Annotated in this window: 10 protein-coding genes; 6 read left to right on the forward strand and 4 right to left on the reverse strand. The window is 64.4% G+C overall.

The genetic code is table 11. From position 1 onward, the window contains the following. Nucleotides 1-64: 64 nt before the first annotated feature. Together ABAC460_RS44080 and ABAC460_RS44085 are read left to right on the forward strand one after the other, a co-directional pair. Nucleotides 65-1216 carry a TIGR03032 family protein gene (locus ABAC460_RS44080; protein WP_081716666.1) on the forward strand — a complete coding sequence of 384 codons (1152 nt, stop codon included), beginning with the start codon at nt 65-67 and terminating at the stop codon, nt 1214-1216. Beyond that, nucleotides 1213-11166, forward strand: a complete 9954-nt coding sequence (locus tag ABAC460_RS44085) for a beta strand repeat-containing protein (protein ID WP_023455253.1) — start codon at nt 1213-1215, stop codon at nt 11164-11166. Before ABAC460_RS44080 ends, ABAC460_RS44085 begins: the two co-directional genes overlap by 4 nt. Nucleotides 11167-11248: 82 nt before the next feature. On the opposite strand, the gene flgH is transcribed toward ABAC460_RS44085, so the two are convergent. Genes flgH through flgF form a run of 4 tightly spaced genes read right to left on the reverse strand, consistent with a single transcriptional unit; the run spans nt 11249 to nt 14123 of the window. Continuing rightward, nucleotides 11249-11968: a flagellar basal body L-ring protein FlgH gene (flgH, locus tag ABAC460_RS44090; protein ID WP_023455254.1), complete on the reverse strand. Its 720-nt coding sequence runs from the start codon at nt 11966-11968 to the stop codon at nt 11249-11251. Between the two features lie 12 nt (nt 11969-11980). Further along, nucleotides 11981-12565 carry a flagellar basal body P-ring formation chaperone FlgA gene (flgA, locus tag ABAC460_RS44095; RefSeq protein ID WP_023455255.1) on the reverse strand — a complete coding sequence of 195 codons (585 nt, stop codon included), beginning with the start codon at nt 12563-12565 and terminating at the stop codon, nt 11981-11983. A 4-nt stretch (nt 12566-12569) separates the two neighbouring features. Beyond that, complete coding sequence (gene flgG / locus ABAC460_RS44100) at nt 12570-13361, reverse strand: flagellar basal-body rod protein FlgG (RefSeq protein ID WP_023455256.1); 792 nt, start codon at nt 13359-13361, stop codon at nt 12570-12572. A 12-nt stretch (nt 13362-13373) separates the two neighbouring features. Then, nucleotides 13374-14123, reverse strand: coding sequence for a flagellar basal-body rod protein FlgF (gene flgF / locus ABAC460_RS44105; RefSeq protein ID WP_023455257.1), 750 nt, complete (start codon nt 14121-14123; stop codon nt 13374-13376). 284 nt (nt 14124-14407) lie between these two features. Between flgF and ABAC460_RS44110 the strand changes: the two genes are divergently transcribed. The 4 genes from ABAC460_RS44110 to ABAC460_RS44120 all read left to right on the forward strand — a co-directional run bounded on the left by ABAC460_RS44110 (nt 14408) and on the right by ABAC460_RS44120 (nt 17811). Continuing rightward, nucleotides 14408-15052 (forward strand): flagellar basal body-associated FliL family protein, encoded by a 645-nt coding sequence (locus tag ABAC460_RS44110; protein WP_023455258.1) that lies wholly within the window; start codon nt 14408-14410, stop codon nt 15050-15052. Nucleotides 15053-15174: 122 nt separating this feature from the next. After that, a complete protein-coding gene (gene fliM / locus ABAC460_RS44115) occupies nt 15175-16212 on the forward strand; it encodes a flagellar motor switch protein FliM (protein WP_369794144.1) in 1038 nt (345 codons plus the stop codon). A 40-nt stretch (nt 16213-16252) separates the two neighbouring features. Beyond that, on the forward strand, nt 16253-16957 hold the full coding sequence (locus tag ABAC460_RS48615) for a DUF6468 domain-containing protein (RefSeq protein ID WP_155914736.1): 705 nt from the start codon (nt 16253-16255) through the stop codon (nt 16955-16957). An 11-nt stretch (nt 16958-16968) separates the two neighbouring features. Further along, on the forward strand, nt 16969-17811 hold the full coding sequence (locus tag ABAC460_RS44120) for a MotE family protein (protein ID WP_023455261.1): 843 nt from the start codon (nt 16969-16971) through the stop codon (nt 17809-17811). Nucleotides 17812-18017 lie beyond the last annotated feature (206 nt).

Below are 18017 nucleotides of genomic sequence, written 5' to 3' on the forward strand. Positions count from 1 at the left end.
GGCGCAGACGGAAATCGTTAACCTTACCCATGATATCACAACCAACGGTAAGGGCTGACTTTTCATGATCGATGCGGCTGAGCGTAGGCGAGCTGTGTCCGGCAACGCGACCGCGTCCGGATCGTCCGCACCTGTGCTCCCGATTCAGGTTCAGGCGACCGGCGACATGGCGGCCGTGTTGCAGGAGCTCGGCATAGCCCTGGCCGTCGCCAGCTACCAGGCGTCCCGTGTCATCGTCATTTCGGCCGATACCGCCGGCCTCACGGTCCTGCCACGCAGCTTCGACAAGCCGATGAGCCTGGCCAGTACCGACGGCCGGCTCGCTATCGCGACCCGCAACGAACTGGTCGTTCTGTCGGCATCAGACGCTTTGGCGGCCGGTTACCCCCGCGCGCCGGACACCTATGCCCGCCTGTGGTTGCCGCGCAGCGTGCGCTTTACCGGCGAAATCGATCTGCACGACATCGCCTTTGCCGGCGACACGGTTGTGGGCGCCGCCACGCGCTTTTCATGCCTGGCCAGGCTGGACGACAGGGCCAGCTTCACGCCGCTCTGGCGTCCGCCCTTCGTCTCGGACCTGGTCCCCGATGACCGCTGCCATCTCAACGGCATGGCGCTGGATGCCGCCGGTGCCCCGCGCTTCGCCACCGCCCTGGGCGCGACCGATACGGCCGAGGGCTGGCGCGCCGGGCGCACCGGGGGCGGCGTGCTGATATCCGTCCCCGATGGCGGCATCGTCCTCGACGGGCTGTGCATGCCGCATTCACCGCGATTGTTCGGCGGTGTCCTGCATGTGCTGAATTCCGGCGCCGGCGAGGTCATTCGTGTCGAAAGCGCGGGCCGTGCGACGGTCCTGGCGCGCCTGTCCGGCTATACCCGGGGTCTGGTGGCGCAGCGGGATATCCTGTTCGTCGGCCTGTCGCGTCTGCGCGATCGCCACGGCGCCGGGCGCGATCCCCTGCCCGTGGAGGCCGACACCGTGTCGTGCGGCGTCGTCGCGCTTGAGGCCACAACCGGCCATGTCCTTGGCCGTCTCGATTTCGCCGGTGGCATCGATGAGATTTCCGATCTCGCCGTGCTTTCCGGCGCCGGCCGTCACGGCATTCTGAACCACAGCGAGCCCGGCCACCGTGCCGCGCTTGCCCTACCTGAACAGGGCTTCTGGGCCCAACCCGGCCCTGGCGGCCAGGCCTTACCATCGGATAACACCCCATGAGCGACAACGCTAAGACTCACCTCGACAAGGCCCTGCTGGCCAACAACGGCGACGGTGATTTCGGTATTGCGGCGGATGGCGCCGGCCGCGGTCAGGTCTACCTCCAGGCCCTGGCCACGCCCGACCTGATGCCGGTCCAGGCCTCGGGTCCGGTGGTTGCCGGCGACGGCGATACCGGGGGGAAGTTCGCCGCCTACGGCTTCGAAAGCGTCTCCGCCGGCAGTGGCCTGATGCAAGCCGCGCCGACAGGGGAGTTCCAGGTCAACACCTACACGACGGGGACCCAGGCGAGACCTTCTGTCGCGGCCGATTCCGACGGCGACTTTGTCGTCGTCTGGCATTCCAACCTCCAGGACGGCAATGGCAACGGCATCTTTGGCCAGCGCTTCAATGCGTCCGGCGTCGCGCAGGGCTCGGAATTCCGCGCTAACACCTACACGACCAGCGCCCAGCAAAATCCGGATGCCGCCATGGACTCGGACGGCGATTTCGTCGTGGTCTGGGATGCCGCCGGCAATCAGGACGGCAACGGCGTCGGTACCTATTTCCAGCGTTATAACGCTTCAGGCGTGGCGCAGGGAGGCGAGACCAAGGTCAACACCTACACGACCGGCGCCCAGGGGGCGCCATCGGTCGCCATGGACACGGATGGCGACTTTGTGGTGGTGTGGCAGTCGAACGGCCAGGATCTCAGCGGCTATGGTGTTTTCGGACAGCGTTACAACGCCTCCGGCGCTGCCCAGGGCGCCGAGTTCCAGATCAATACCTATACGACCGGCGCCCAGAGCAATGTCCAGATCGCCATGGCCGATAACGGCGACTTCGTCGTCACCTGGACTTCCAACCTCCAGGACGGCGACAGTTCGGGCGTCTTCGGACAGCGCTATAATGCTTCAGGCGCCACGCAAGGCAGCGAATTCCAGGTCAACACCTACACCACCGGCGTGCAGAACAACGCCAAGGTCGCCATGGACGCGGACGGCGATTTCGTTGTGGTATGGCAGTCGAACGGCCAGGATGGCGACAACAACGGTGTTTACGGCCAGCGCTTCAATGCTTCCGGCGTCGCACAAGGCTCGGAATTCAAGGTCAATACCTATACCACCTCGGGCCAGGGATCTCCGTCAGTCGCCATGGATGCGGACGGCGATTTCGTCGTGACCTGGGCCTCCAACTTCCAGGACGGTGATGTGTACGGCGTTTACGGCCAGTATTACACCGCCGCCGGCGTCGCAGTCGGCAGCGAGTTCCTTGTCAATACCTACACCACCAACACCCAGATACGCACCGATGTGCGCATGGATGACGATGGCGATTTCATTGTGGCCTGGGACTCCGCAGGTCAGGATGGCAACGGCACCGGCATCTATGCCCGCATAATCTCGGCGCCGTCCACGGCGCCGGTCCTCGCCAACCTGGCCGGCGACAGCTTCGCCCTGGCGTCGGCAGGCCAATTTACCGCGCTCGACGGGGGCACGGCCGCAACCATAACCTCCGCCGCGCTCACGACCGCCACGCTCGCCGTCAACCGGGTCAAGGCCGGGGTCGCTGACGGCAACGCGCACGACACTTACAGCCTGCTGAGCAGCAGCCTGTTCAGCGTCGATATCAGCGGCGGGGCGTTCGGCGGCGTTTCGGCGGGCGCCCTTGCCGGCGCCACCGGCGACGTCACCGGCACGCTGGTCAGCACGGCCAGCGGTCTGGCTTTCGCGCGCTATACCTATGTCTACGCGACCGGCACCCTGACCATCGCGTTCGGCGCCGCGTCGGGCGACAGCGGCGTCACCGGCACCCCGACCGAGGCGCTAATCGCGGATGTCCTGGCCCATATCGGCTACGGCAGCGCCAGGCCCTATGGCGACGGCACCCTGCGCGTCACCCTGCATGACAGCGGCGGCGATGCGACGGCCGATGTCACCTTTACCAGCGCCAACATCTATGTCGACCGCAGCGATGACGACGCCGGCGGCGACGCCTCCGACGGCTTCTCTCTGCGCGAGGCCCTGGCGCGCGGTGTTGCGCAATCCGGCGCCGATACGATCCATCTGGGACAGCTGACGGCCGACACCACGGTGACCCTGGCCGGCAGCACCGCGACCCTGGGCGCGGGCGATACGCTCAAGGCCGACACCAACAACCTGACCATCGCCGGCAGCACGGGCGGCGGACTGGTCCTGGGCGGCGCGGCAACCGTCGAGACCGCAAACGGTGCGGTGCTGACCGTGACCGCCGCCCTGTCGGGTGGAAACGTTCTGCTGACCAAGACCGGTTCCGGCACGCTGGTGTTGACTGGTAACAATTCCGGCCTGACGGGTGGAATGACGATTTCCGAGGGCACGCTTTCGGTGGCAGGCGATGTCAACCTGAGCACCGGTTCGCTGAGCATGGGCGCCGGTACGACGCTGGAGGCGACGGGATCGACAACCATCGACAATGACATGGCCATGGGCGTAGGCGGTGAATTCACGGTCGAGGTCGGGGCGGACGTGGAGTTGACCCTGACCGGAGAGACGACGGGAACCTGGTTCAGCTATATCAAAACCGGCGCCGGCACCCTGGTGCTGAACGGCAATGGAGAAGCGGCGAGCTCTTCCATGATCGTCGAAGCGGGTACGGTCGAGATCGATACCACCGTCAACCTGGGTTCGGGCGCCGTCACCATGAAAGATGGCACGACGCTTGTCGTGACAGGTGACACCACCATTGAGAAGGAGTTTTACCTGGAAGGCGCAACCACGATCAGCGTGGACCAGGACGTAACCATAACGATGATCCTAACCAGTAGTTCGGGCCTGACCAAGGCCGGCGCGGGTACGCTGACCGTGAGCGCTCCCGATCTGACTGGAGACCTGATCGTGTCCACGGGGACTCTGGTCATGGGGGGGATTGGCAGCAACAGCAATGTCTACCTGGCCGAGGGCACGACGCTGTCGTTCGCGGGCGGCGGGGGTATCGACGGCACCGTCACCCTGGGCGGCGCGGCGACGATCGCGGTGGCGCAGGACGCGACGCTGAGCGTGAACGGCAGTCTCATCGGGTCGGCGAACCTGACCAAGGACGGCGCGGGTACGCTGGTCCTAGCCTCAGGGGACAATGAAGCGAATCTGACCGGCGCACTGATCGTCGCTGCAGGTACGGTGTCCGTTGAGCAGGACAACAACCTGGTCGGCGGTACCGTCACGCTCAAGGCCGGCACGACGCTGGCCGTTACCGGCACCGACGCCGAAATCGACAATGCGATCGTGCTGGACGGCGCGGCGACGCTTGAAATCGGCAACACCGCCACCCTGTCAACGGCGTTAACGGGTTCAGGCGGGCTGACCAAGACGGGCTCGGGCACCTTGGTGCTTTCGAATACCGGCAACGAAACCAACTTCACCGGTGGCGTGATCGTGTCCGAGGGCACGCTGTCCGTGACGGATGACGATGCCCTGGTGGGCGGCACCGTGACCCTGGCCGAAGACACCACGCTGGACATTTCAAGTTCTTCGATCGACAACGCCATTGCGGTGACGGGCGCGGCGAAGATTGCGTTTTCCGGTTCCGCGGAATTGAGCGGTAATCTGACCGGTTCGGGGGACCTGAGCTTCGAAGGCCCTTCAAGTGCGACCCGGCTCACCCTGAGCGGGTCGAACGCGGCTATGACTGGCGGCCTGACCGTTACCAGAGGCCGGCTGAATGTGGCCAGTGACGACAACCTGTCAGCCGGGACGGTTACGCTTGGCCAAGGCGCGACGCTGGTCGTCACCGCCGATGCGGAGATCGACAATGCCGTCGTCCTGGACGGATCGGCGAAGGTCGAGGTCGCGGAGAACCTGTCGGTTACCCTGAGCGGCATCATCAGCGGGGCGTATACCCTGGACAAGGAGGGCGACGGCGCCCTGATCCTCTCGGGTAACAATTCCGGCCTGACCGGCGGGCTGACGGTCTTGGCCGGCAGCGTCATGGTGAGCGATGACACCAATCTGGGCACGGGCACGGTCAACCTGGAAGGCGGCGCGACGCTTTGGGTGACGGCCGATACGACCATCGACAACGCCATCGCCTTGAATGGTGCGGCGACGATCGCAATTTCGCCGGACCTGACGGTCACCGTGAGCGGGAGCCTTTCCGGCGCGTCGGATCTGACCAAGGCCGGCGAAGGCACGCTGGTCCTGACCGACACCGACAACGAAATCAACTTCACCGGCGGGGTCGTCGTGTCCGAGGGCACGCTCTCCGTGTCGAACGATGACGCTCTGGCGGCCGGCCCCCTGACCCTGAACGAAGGCGCGACGCTGGCGGTGACCGGCGCGACCGATATCGACAATGACATCGTCGTGACAGGCGATGCTTTTCTGGCATTGGGCGCAAACGTCACCGTAAGCGGCGGCCTGAGCGGCGCAGGGGGGCTGCAAGTCACAGGCTCGGGCAGCGAAACCCTGACCCTGACGGACACCGGCAACGAAGCCAATATGAGCGGCAGTATCACGGTCTCGGCCGGCACGCTGGCCGTGGCGGATGACAATGCGCTGAGCAGAGGGCAACTCATCCTGGCAACGGGCGCGATCTTGTCGCTGACGGGTTCGACCACCATCGACAACACGATTACCCTGAACGGCAACGCCAACGTTTCAACGGCAACGGGCGTCGCGGCGACCCTGAGCGGTGACCTGGGCGGTTCCTCGACCCTGACCAAGGCGGGGGCAGGCACCCTCACCTTGACCGGCAGCAATTCCAGCATGGGCGGCGGACTGTCCATCACGGCCGGTACGGTGTCCGTCGCAGGTGACGGCAATCTGACCGGCGGTACGGTGTCGCTGGCCGGCGGAAGCCTTGCGGTCACCGGCAGCACGACCATTGACAACGCCATTGCCATGACCGGCGTCGCGACGGTCGATGTCGCCACCTCCACCACCACCTTCGTGACCCTGAGTGGCGCGCTGACCGGAGCCTTCGATCTCACCAAGACGGGCGTGGGCAAGCTGACCCTCACCGGCGACAATTCCGGCCTGAGCGGTGGCCTGACGGTTTCGGGCGGTACTCTGTCGGTGGCCAGCGACGGCAACCTGGGGACGGGTGCGGTCACCCTGGGCGCCAACACCACCTTCAATGTCGATGGCACCACGACGATCGACAATTCTGTCGTCCTGACCGGCAATGCGATCCTGAGCACGACCAACGCCACCTCGGTCACCTTGTCCGGCGCCCTGTCGGGTGACGGCTTCAAGCTGACCAAGACCGGGGGCGTCAAGCTGGTCCTGACCAACACCGGCAACGAAGCCGGCTTTACCGGCGGATTGCAGATCAACGGCGGCACCGTGGACGTCGCAGCCGATGACGCCCTGGTCGGTGGCACGGTAACGCTGAACGGTGGTACGCTGGGGGTCACCGCAGCGACGACCATCGACAACGCCGTGGTTGTGAGCGGCGCGTCGACCGTGCGGACGGATGCCGCCGTCACCCTGAGTGGCGCCCTGACAGGTTCGTCGACCCTGACCAAGTCCGGTGCGGGAACCCTGACCCTGTCGGGCAGCAATTCCAGCATGAGCGGTGGGCTGACCGTATCCGCCGGCACGGTCTCGGTGGCCGGTGACAGCAACCTGGTCGGGGGTTCGGTGTCCCTGGCGGCCGGCACGACCTTGTCGGTGAGCGGCGCCACGACGATCGATAACGCCGTCGCCCTGACCGGTGCGGCCACGATCTCGGCCGGCGCGGCGGTAAGTCTGAGCGGAAACCTGACCGGATCGTCGATCCTGACCAAGGCCGGCGCCGGAACCCTGACACTGTCGGGCAGCAATTCGGCCATGAGCGGCGGGCTGACGGTTTCGGCCGGCGGGGTCTCGGTGGCCGGCGACAGCAACCTGACCGGAGGTACGGTCACCCTGGCCGGCAGCACGACGCTGTCGGTGACCGGGGCCACGACGATAGACAATGCCATCGCCTTGACCGGGAATGCCACGATCGCCGCAGACGCGGCCGTGACGCTGAGCGGTAGTCTGAGCGGCACGTCCGGCATAGGCGGGGCTCCGGTTTTGGCGAACCTGACCAAGACCGGTTCGGGCACCCTGACCCTGACCAACACCGGTAACGAAGCTGGCCTGACAGGCGGCGTGACGGTGTCTGCCGGTACGCTGGCTGTTTCAGACGACGATGCTCTGGTGGGGGGCACTGTGACCCTGGCCGCCAGCACGACGCTGTCGGTGACGGGTGCGACAACGATCGATAACGCCATCGCCTTGACCGGCGCAGCGTCGATCGCCACGAGCGCGGCGGTTACCCTGAGCGGCGCCCTGACCGGGTCCTCGACCTTAAGCAAGACCGGCAGCGGCACCCTGACCCTGTCGGGCAGCGGCTCCGGCCTGAGCGGCGGTCTGGCGGTCTCCGCCGGCACCTTGCAGGTCAATTCGACCTTCGCGAATGTGACCACGGTCACCGTCGGCGGCACGCTTTACGGCAGCGGCACGATCGGCACGGCGGCCACTTCGGGCGCGGTTTCCGTCGTTTCCGGCGGCACGATCGGCGCCGGTACCGGCACGGGTGTCGGCCTTCTGACGCTCAACAACGGCCTGACGATTGCCAGCGGGGCGACCCTGGGCGTGAACATTGCGGGTACCACGGTGGGTACGCAATATGATCAGATCTCGGTCACCGGTGCGGTCGATCTCACCGGCGCCAACCTGTATTTCAACGTCGGCTTTACCGCGACGATCGGCGACAGCTTCGTCCTGATCGCCAACGACGGCACCGACGCCATCACCGGCACCCTGGCCAGCCTGGCGGAAGGCACGCTGCTGTCGGAAGGCGGCAGGACCTTCCAGCTCAGCTATATCGGGGGAACCGGCAATGACCTGACCGCGACCGTGGTCAATCCGGCGCCGGCATTCACCTCTGGCGCGACAGCCGATTTTGCCGAAAACGACAGCGGCACGGTATACCAGGCCGCGGCCTCGACCGTGACCGGCAGCCCCATCGTCTGGACTCTGTCCGGCACGGATGCGGCGCTGTTCGAGATCGACGATGAGACCGGCGTCGTCACCTTCCTGGCTTCGCCGGACTATGAGGCGCCCGAGGATTCCGACGGCAACAATGTCTATAACATTGCGATCCGCGCCTCGGCCGGCGGTTATTCCACCGACCAGGCCGTCGCCATTACCATCACCGACATCGGCGAAGCGCTGATCGGCACCGAGGCTGCTGACAATCTCACCGCCACCGGCACCATCCGCCGGGTGGAAGGCCTTGGCAACGACGACACCCTGACCGGCAGCGCCGGCAATGACGTCCTGGTGGGCGGCGCCGGTATGGATCGCCTCAACGGTATGGCCGGCGTAGACACCCTGGAAGGCGGCGCGGACAGCGATATCTATTATCTCGACAACGGCGAGGATACGGTGACCGAAGAGGCCGACGGCGGAGACGGCGACTACGTCGTCCTCATCGGCGCCGCGACAAGCTATACCCTGGCCGCCAATGTCGAGAACCTCTATGTCAGCGCGACGGTCGCCGGCACCTTCTCGGGTAACGAACTGGCCAATGTCATCGTCGCCCGGAATGACGCCGCGGCCACCCTCATGGGCGGCGCCGGCAACGACACCTACCGGCTTGGCGACGACCAGGATGTCGTAAGCGAAGATCTGAACGAAGGTATCGACAGCGTCGAGGTCGAATTCACCTATACCCTGACCGCCCATGTCGAGAACCTGGTTCTGGGCGGGAGCGACGATATCTACGGGACGGGCAACGCCCTGGCCAACGTGATCACTGGCAATGACGGCGACAATCGCCTGGACGGTGGCGTCGGAGCCGACACCCTGTACGGCGGCGCCGGTGACGACATCTATATCGTCGACAACGAGAACGACCTGGCGTCCGAACAGAAGATCTCCGGCACGGACGACGGCGGCTTCGACCAAGTCCGGGCCTCGGTCTCCTACACCCTGGGCGCCTATATCGAAGCCCTGCGCCTGACCGGCAGCGTCGGCATCAGCGCGACCGGCAATGCCAGCGCCAACTATCTCTATGGCAATGGCGGCAGCAACGTTCTCGATGGCAAAGGCGGCGCCGACATCATGGACGGTGGCGCCGGCAACGACACCTATTATGTCGATGTCGTCAATGACAACGTGATCGAGCAGACCGGCGGCGGCACCGATGAGGTCATCGCCTCCGTGACATTCGCCCTGGCGACCGACGTCGAGAACCTCACGCTTTCCGGCAGCGCGCACATCAACGCCACCGGCAACAGCCAGGCCAACCACCTCACCGGCAACAGCGGCAATAATCGCCTGGACGGCGGTGCGGGCGCCGACACCATGGCGGGCGGCACCGGCAACGACACCTACGTCATCGACAACGACGACGACTCCGTGACCGAGGCCGATGGCGGCGGCACCGATACGATCGAGATCGGCAGGACCTACACCCTGGCGGCCTATTTCGAGAACCTGGTCCTGACCGGCACCGGGCATATCGACGGCACCGGCAACAGCGACAACAACAGCCTGAGGGGCAATGACCACAACAACAGCCTGGACGGCGGCATCGGGGCCGATAGCCTGGCGGGGGGCGCCGGCGACGATGCCTACTTCGTCGACAATGCCGCGGATACGATTACCGAGACCCTGAACGCGGGCATCGACCGCGTCTACAGCGGTATCACCTTTACCCTGAGCGCCCATGTCGAAAACCTGTATCTGACGGGCAGCGACGACATCTACGGAACCGGCAATGACGGCATCAACGTCCTGACAGGCAACACCGGCGACAACAGGCTCGATGGCAAGGGGGGCGCCGACATCATGTATGGTGGCGCCGGCGACGACGTTTACATCATCGATGACAGCAACGACCTGGCATCGGAAGACTCGACCGTGGGCCATAACGACGGCGGGTTCGACACCGTCCGGTCCTCGGTCTCCTACACCCTGGGCGCTTTTATCGAGAATCTGCGCCTGACCGGGTCGGGCAACATCAACGCCACCGGCAACTCGCTGGCCAACTACCTCTACGGCACCGCCGGCGACAATGTGCTCGACGGTTCCTATGGCGGCGACATCATGGCGGGCGGTGGCGGCAACGACACCTATTATGTCAATGTCGCGACCGATAATGTGATCGAAGAGTTGGGAGCGGGTACCGACAAGGTGATCTCACAGATCAGCTATTCCCTGGCCGACGGTCTGGAAAACCTCGAACTGGCCAGCTGGGGCACGGCAGCCACCAACGCCTGGGGTAACGCGGTGGCCAACACAGTCACTGGCGGCCGCGGTTCCAACCAGCTCTATGGCCTGGGCGGCAACGACAACATCACCGGCGGTGAAGGCAACGACACCCTGGATGGCGGCACAGGTGTGGACACCCTCTCGGGCGGTGTCGGTTCGGACGTCTATTACATCGACCCGAGCGACACCATCGTCGAAGACGCTGGTGCGGGTACCGATACTGTCTTTACCAGCCACACCTACACCCTGCTGACCAACTTCGAGCGTCTGACCCTCGAAGGCAGCAGCAACATCAACGCTACCGGCAACACCGTCGGCAACATCATCACCGGCAACTCGGGCAACAACGTCCTGGACGGCGCCGCAGGGGCCGATACCATGAACGCTGGGGCGGGCAACGACATCGTCATCGGCGGCACGGGCAACGATCTGCTGACAGGCGGTGACGGGGCCGACACCTTCGTCTTCGCCCGGAACGGCGGCGGCACTGACCACGTGGCCGACTTCCAGGTCGGCGTCGATCACCTGGCGTTCAATGCGTCGGAATTCACCAACACCCTGGCGAACACCATCTTTACCAGCAACAGCACGGGTACGGCGGTCGGAAACACCGGTCAGTTCATCTACAACACGACCACCCATACGCTGGTCTGGGACAGCAACGGTACCGGCGCCGGCGGCATCACGGCCACCGTCGTCTTCGATACCAACGTCACCGTCACCAAGGCCGACCTCATCTTCCAGTAGGATCCAGGTCCACGCCAAACGAGGAAAGGCCGGCGGAAAGCCGCCGGCCTTTCTTTCATGGGGGAAGCTACCAGGAAGCGCCTCAGAACGGGCTGAATTTGTCCATCAGGTTCTGCGCCACCGGCGCCTGCTGCATATTGGTGATATCGCCCTTGCCGCCGTACGAGATGCGCGCCTCGGCCAGTTGCGTGTGCTTGATGGTGTTGGTCGAGGAAATATCCTCCGGACGCACGATCCCGGCAACGCTCAGCACCCGCATTTCGCGGCCGGTGCGGACCTCCTGGTGGCCCTGGATGACCAGGTTGCCGTTACGCATCACGCCGGTCACGGTCGCCGCCAGGGTGACGGAAATTTTTTCCGACCGCTTCACCTGGCCATTGCCCGAGAAGGTCGAATTACCCTCGGCCTGCAAGGCATTGGCCGGGTTATATTCGGACGGCAAAATTTTCCCCAGCGACGACTCCAGCCCGAAGATACTGGGCGTCGATGCGTCATACGAATTGTTGCGCGACCGGTCGGTCGAATTCTGCGTCTGGGCGCTGTCGTCGATATCGACCTGCACGGTCAGAATATCACCGACATTGCGCGCGCGCTGGTCGTTGAAAAAGGTGCGCGCTCCCGTCCGCCACAAGGAGTTCGACGAGGCCGGCGCTGGCTGGATCACGGCCTGCTGGGCCGGGATGACGGCCACCGGATAGGCCATGGCGGTCAGTTGCGGCCCGTTGACAGTTTCGGACACGGTCCCACAGGCGGAAAGCGTAACAGCAGTCAAAGCCAAGGCGGCGAGGGCGATCTTTTTCATGGCGAGGTACTCTTAACGCGAAGACAGAAGTTGATTGCGGGTTTGCATGGCGTTGGGGCCGGCAACGGCCTGGCCGGACCCGATCACAACGGCATCGATCATCTTTTTCGACGACGGGTTCTGGATCTGGATCAGGTCGCCGACGGTGGCATCCTTTTGCGCCACGCCGGTAACGGTCAGGGTCAGGCCGCCCGAGCTCCAGGTCACAGCCACAGCCTCGCCACGGCGGACGGCGGCAGTGCGCGGCGCCACCGCAACGGCCGGCTGGGCAAACCCGGCTGCGGGAATAACCGCCGACAACGGGACGCCATCCATGCCGGCGGTGACGATGATCCGGCGCAGGCCACGCGGATTGTCCCAGTAGGCGCCGTTGCGGGCGGCGATCGACTGGACCGCGCCGGCATCCAGAACGGCGGTCTGGCCCTGGCGGACCCCGACCGTGACGTCGGAAGCGGCGCCGGCATTGTCGAACAGGTCGCCCAGGGTGATGCGGCCGTCGCCATCGCTGGTCGCAGCCTTGAGCACCATGGGGACGGCAGCCTGACCGACGGCGGGAACCGCAAAGGCGAGCAAAGCGATAAGGGCAAAGGTTTTCATCTACTTAGCCTCTCGCGAGTTGGCTGGCGGTCTGCAGCATCTGGTCGGACGTGGTGATGACCTTGGAGTTCATCTCGTAGGCGCGCTGGGCGACGATCAGGGCGGTGATTTCACCGACCGCGTCGACGTTCGACGCTTCGGTATAGCCCTGCAGCAGGGTGCCGAAACCGACATCGCCCGGCGTCGAGACATTGGGCGCGCCCGAGGCGCCGCTTTCCAGAAACAGGTTGTCGCCAATGGCGTCCAGGCCGGCTTCGTTGAAGAAGGTTGCCGTCTGAAGCTGGCCGACGGTGGTCGGCGCCGTCTGGCCCTGCTGGGTGACCTGGATCTGGCCGGTTTTGGAGATCGAGACGTCGATGGCGTCCTGAGGGACGGTGACGCTGGGCTGGACCAGGTAGCCGTCCTCGGTGACCAGGCGGCCCTGGTCGTCGACCGAGAAGTTGCCGGCGCGGGTATAGGCGGTTTCACCCGACGGCATCAGGATCTGGAAGTAGCCCTTGCCCTCGATGGCGACGTCGTACTGGTTCTGGGTCAGGGTCAGGCTGCCCTGCTGCATAATGCGATATACCGATCCGGCCTTGACACCGGCGCCGACCTGGATGCCGGTCGGCACGACCGTGCCGGCGTCCGACGACTGCGACCCCATGCGCTCGATGTTCTGGTACAGGAGGTCCTGGAACTCGGCGCGCTGCTTCTTGAACCCGATCGTGTTCATGTTGGCGATGTTGTTGGAGATGACTTCGACGTTCAGCTGCTGGGCAGCCATGCCGGTAGTGGCGGTACGGAGCGCTCGCATGGTTCGCTATCCTTAAGTTACGCGGCCAAGCCGTTCGACGGCGGACTTGTTCAAATCGTGTTGCTGCTGGATGATCCCGGCCAGGGTGGTGTAGGCGCGGTTGATTTCGATCAGCTTGGTGACTTCGATCATCGGGTTGACGTTGGACGCCTCCAGGAAACCCTGGCGGAGGCGGGCATCGGTGGCCGGCACCGGGGTGGCGTTGGATTTCAGCGTGTAGGTGCCGTTGCCGGCCTTTTCCAGGTCGCTCATGTCGGCGATGCGGACCAGGCCCAGCTTGCCGACCCGTTCCGACTGGCCCTGGTAATCCTGGGTGATGATGCCGTCTTCAGAGACCGAAGGCTGGCCCTTCTTGGGATCCAGCGTGATCGGCCCGCCGTCGCCCATGACCGGATAACCGTCCTGGGTCATCAGCATGCCCTCGGCGTTCATCGTAAAGGCGCCGTCGCGGGTATAGGCCTCGCCCTGGGCGGTCTGTACGGTGAAGAAGACGCCTTCGCCGTCGATGGCGAAGTCCAACGGCGCACCGGTGATCTGGAAAGTGCCCTGGGCGAAGTCGCGGCCGACCTGGTTGTCGTAGGCAAAGTTGGCCGGCGTGCGGATCGGCGAATTATAGGCCGGGGCGCCGTATTCCTGATGGACCAGCAGTTGCTCGAACTTGTAGCCGTTGGTGTTCATATTGGCCATATTGTTGGCCGTGATGTCGAGTTCGCGCCGAAGCGTCAGTTGCCGCGACAGTGCGATATAGCTGGCATTATCCATGGCCGCGGTCCTTTCCGGTCTGAATCAGGGGATTAATCGGTTAACGGCAGTGCCTTCGGCGGGCGCATTAACGACGTGTTTTTACCATTGCAATCGCCGTGCCAGATTGCCAAGTCTTTGATTTATATAAATTTCACGTTTTTGACCGCTGTAAACTTATCCACAGCAGGCGGCAAAAAATGCCGCGTTCACCGTAACGGCAAACGGATCGTTAACCATGTCGCCCGATAGTGGCGGGATATCCGGCGCCTAAGTTGCGTCCATTTTTCTGCGTCAGGTGTCGTTTGGCCAAAAAGGAAAAAAAGAAGGAAGAACCGCCCGTCGACGGTGGTGATGGCGAAGGCGGCGAAGCTCCCAAGAAAAAGGGCCTGCCGATCATGCTGATCGCTATTGCTGGCGGCGCCGTGCTGCTGCTGGGCGGCGGTGGGGCCGCGGGCTATTTCTTCTTCCTGGCGCCCAAGCCGGCGGCCGACGCCGCCCATGGCGCCGAGGCCGGCAAGGACGGCCACGGCGAGGAAAAGAAAAAAGAAAAAAAGAAGGAAGAGAAGGGCGGCGGTCACGGCGGCGGCGGCGAAGCCAAGGTCGACCCCAAGACCCAGCCGGTCCTGTCCGAAGGTCCCGACGGCACCATCTACCTGACCCTGCCCGACACGATCGCCAACATCCAGTCGGCCGACGGCCGTTCGTCCTACCTCAAGCTGAAACTGACCTTCGAATGCGCCGACGAAGAAACGGCCGACCTGGTCAAGGAAAACCTGCCCCGGGTCAACGACATCCTGCAGGGCTTCATCCGTGAACTGCGTCCGGAGGATCTGAAAGGCTCAGCCGGCAACCACCAACTGCGCCTGGAGATCCTGCGCCGCATCAACCTGGTCCTGGCCCCGCACAAGGTCAACGCCGTCCTCATCGAGCAGATGCTGATCACATGACGGGAGACGTCGATCAGGAAGCCATGATGGCCCAGTGGGAGGCGGAACTCGCCGCTGAGGCGCAGGCCGCTACCGCGGGTGTGACCGCAGACGGCGGGGATCTGGCCGCCGAATGGGAAGCCATGGTCGGCGGTGGCTCGATGGGCGAGCGCTTCAACATGCCCGCCGGCGCCGAACGCATCCTGAATCAGGATGAAATCGACAGCCTGCTGGGCTTCGACCTGTCGGAAGACGACTACAACGAACGTTCGGGCATCCGGGCGATCATCAACTCGGCCATGGTGTCCTATGAACGCCTGCCGATGCTGGAAATCGTCTTCGACCGGCTGGTCCGCCTGATGACGACCTCCCTGCGTAACTTCACCTCCGACAACGTCGAAGTCTCGCTCGACAACATCTCGTCGATCCGGTTCGGCGACTACCTAAACTCCATCCCCCTGCCGGCCATCCTGGCGGTGTTCCGCGCGGAGGAACTGGACAATTACGGCCTGCTGACGGTCGACTCCAACCTGATCTATTCGATCGTCGACGTGCTGCTGGGCGGCCGTCGCGGCACGGCGGCGCTGCGCATCGAAGGCCGTCCCTACACCACCATCGAACGCGTGCTGGTGCAACGGATGGTTGAGGTCGTGCTGAACGACGCCCGCCAGGCCTTCGAGCCCCTGACGGCGGTCAATTTCAACCTCGATCGCCTGGAAACCAACCCGCGCTTCGCCGCCATCGCCCGGCCGGCCAATGCCGCCATCCTGGTCAAGCTGCGCATCGACATGGAAGACCGCGGCGGCCGCATCGAGCTGCTGCTGCCCTATGCCACCCTGGAACCGATCCGCAAGATGCTGCTGCAGCAGTTCATGGGTGAGAAGTTCGGTCGCGACAACATCTGGGAAAGCCACCTGGCCACGGAACTGTGGACAACCCAGATGGAGGTGCGCGCCGTGCTCGATGAACAGCAGGTACCGCTGTCGCGGGTCTTGAATTTAAAGGTCGGGGAAACGATCGTGCTGAATGCACAGGCTGATTCTCCGGTGCAGTTGAGGTGCGGCGCCATTCCCCTGACCACGGGGCGGATGGGCCGAAAGGGGCATTCGATCGCCGTGCGGGTGGATACGCCCCTGGCTTCGAGTACCAAGCGGCGGCTTACGCAGATGAGGAAGAAGTAGAAGGGACTGTTCACGCGTCGTGTCGATGACGAACATCATTATGGATGTTGTACTCATGGGGCTGCTTATTGCGGCCCTATGGTTCGGCGTGCGCCTGGACAAGAAGCTGAAAGCCCTGCGCGCCGCCCATGAGGGCTTCGCCAAGGCGGTCGGTGAGCTGGACGACGCGGCCATTCGCGCCCACATGTCGCTGAAGGAACTGCGCGGCCACGCCGACGACAGCCAGGAATTGCTGCACGGCCGTATCCTGGCGGCGCGCGATCTGCTGCAGAAGCTGGAAGGCCAGGTCAACCGCGCCGAAAAGGCCGGCCGCGACCTCGACCGCGGCATCGAAGCCGCCGAAACCGCCCGCCAACTGCAGATGCAGGTCCCCGTGACGCGGCGCAAGGACTTCGACGATCCGGCGCTTATGCTGCGCAATATCGTGGCCCAGGCGCCGCAGCGTGAACCGGCGCCGACCGCTCGCCGCGGCCCGTTCGACCGCGATGTCGTGCGTGAGGACGACCCGATCCCGGCCCCGCGTAGTGCCATGCGCCCTGAACCGCGCCCAGAAACGCGAAACGGCTACATGTCGCGTCTTCCCGCCGAAAAGCCCGAGGACGAGACCGAAATCCTCGACAAGGTGCAGATGTCGGAACTGGTGGTGGCCAATCTCAACGAGATGATGCGCACCCTGACCCTGCCCAAGCGCCAGCCCTTATCCGTCGAGGACGACCTGTTCGGCCCCGACTCCAGCCGCAAGTAGAGTAACACCCCATGGCGATGCCCCGTCTTTTGCCCATCGTTTTCGTCGCCGTGGGCGGCGTTCTGGCCCTGAAGGCCCTGACCAGCCTGGAAGTCATGCCCGACATCTTCAGCCAGGCCACCGCCTTTGCCGCCGACGCGGTCAAGAAGGATGAACCGAAAAAGGCCGGTGCCGCCAAAAGCGAAACGTCCAAGACCGACGACCCCACCGAAAGCTACGCCATCGCCTCGTCTCTGCTGACGGCGGAACAGGCGGGCAGCGATGCCGCCGCCGCAGTGCCGGCGGCCCCCGTCTGCGCCACGTCGCTGGACCAACTGGCGTCCGACGCCGGCATGTCGACCAACGAGATGCGCATCATCCAGAACCTGGGCCAGCGCCGCAAGGAGCTGGACGAACGCGAAGCGGCGCTGAACGCGCGCGAGCAACTGATCAACACTGCCGACTCCAAACTGGACAACCGCATCACGCAACTGACCGACCTGAAGGGCCAGATCCAGGGCCTTCTGGACCAGGCGACCAAGGTGGCGGACGACGACACCAACCGCCTGGTGGCGGTCTATTCGGCGATGAAGCCTAAGGACGCGGCGGCGGTCTTCGCCACCATGGACGACGATGTCCGCCTGCCGATTGCCGCCAAGATGAAGGAGCGGACCCTGGCTGCCATCCTGGGCGCCATGCCGCCGCTGGCCGCTAAGGAGCTGACCGAAAAGCTGTCACGCCGCATGAGCCAAGCCGGCGGTCTGCAGCAGAAACTGGACAAGGCCACGGCGAACGGTCCGACGGCCTCGGCGCCTGCCGCCGCAGCCCCGCAACAGGCCGCCAAACCCGCCGCTACGCCGGAGAAGAAGGGCTAAGAATAGCTATCCTCCACCGCTTGCGGGGGAGGTGTCGAGCAAGGGAGCCTTCTTCAGGCGACCGCGTCGAGACGGAGGGGGAGCGGGGAGCGCGGAATACCGGCCACGCTTCAACATTGTCGGCAGGCAATAAGATTCTCCCTCCATTAACCTTGATTAAACCCTCATTAGCCAAAATTAACCGGCCATGAGTCGCAAGCCGCAAT

It is taken from the genome of Asticcacaulis sp. AC460, assembly GCF_000495795.1.
Classification (GTDB): Bacteria; Pseudomonadota; Alphaproteobacteria; order Caulobacterales; family Caulobacteraceae; genus Asticcacaulis.

Coding starts and splice junctions, on each gene's coding strand:
- ABAC460_RS44080 (WP_081716666.1), top strand. CDS start 65: ATGATCGATGCGGCTGAGCGTAGGCGAGCTGTGTCCGGCAACGCGACC.
- ABAC460_RS44085 (WP_023455253.1), top strand. CDS start 1,213: ATGAGCGACAACGCTAAGACTCACCTCGACAAGGCCCTGCTGGCCAAC.
- flgH (WP_023455254.1), bottom strand. CDS start 11,968: ATGAAAAAGATCGCCCTCGCCGCCTTGGCTTTGACTGCTGTTACGCTT.
- flgA (WP_023455255.1), bottom strand. CDS start 12,565: ATGAAAACCTTTGCCCTTATCGCTTTGCTCGCCTTTGCGGTTCCCGCC.
- flgG (WP_023455256.1), bottom strand. CDS start 13,361: ATGCGAGCGCTCCGTACCGCCACTACCGGCATGGCTGCCCAGCAGCTG.
- flgF (WP_023455257.1), bottom strand. CDS start 14,123: ATGGATAATGCCAGCTATATCGCACTGTCGCGGCAACTGACGCTTCGG.
- fliM (WP_369794144.1), top strand. CDS start 15,175: ATGGTCGGCGGTGGCTCGATGGGCGAGCGCTTCAACATGCCCGCCGGC.
- ABAC460_RS48615 (WP_155914736.1), top strand. CDS start 16,253: ATGGATGTTGTACTCATGGGGCTGCTTATTGCGGCCCTATGGTTCGGC.
- ABAC460_RS44120 (WP_023455261.1), top strand. CDS start 16,969: ATGGCGATGCCCCGTCTTTTGCCCATCGTTTTCGTCGCCGTGGGCGGC.